Source organism: Anabaena sp. CCY 9613, assembly GCF_963920895.1.
GTDB lineage: Bacteria > Cyanobacteriota > Cyanobacteriia > Cyanobacteriales > Nostocaceae > Cyanocohniella.
In genome coordinates this window covers 1-229 of the sequence record NZ_CAWUDE010000081.1, presented here as the reverse complement: position 1 = coordinate 229, position 229 = coordinate 1, and the positions used below count along the sequence as shown (strand labels likewise).

General features: G+C 62.9%; 1 protein-coding gene. It reads left to right on the top strand.

Annotated features, from left to right (window positions below; all coding sequences use genetic code 11):
* Positions 1–229: hypothetical protein (locus tag ACM0OT_RS23875; RefSeq protein ID WP_414566854.1), on the top strand; the 229-nt coding region annotated here is incomplete at both ends.

The window sequence follows — 229 nt, the reverse complement described above, 5'->3', positions numbered from 1 at the left end:
AGCAAGGCGGTCTGGAGCGGCTTCAACAATCCCCTCCCGGGCGGCCTGGGCGTCAAACCCCTGACCGACTATATGTCGAATCTCGACAGCTATACGGTCGGCGCCTACTCGTCGGAGGGCAACCAGAGGAACGAGTCGGATCTCACGGTCGTTCGCTTCGATGGCGCCTATGAGTTCCAGCAAGGCCCCGCATTCGGCTTCCTCACCCGCGTTGACGCCGGCATTCGCC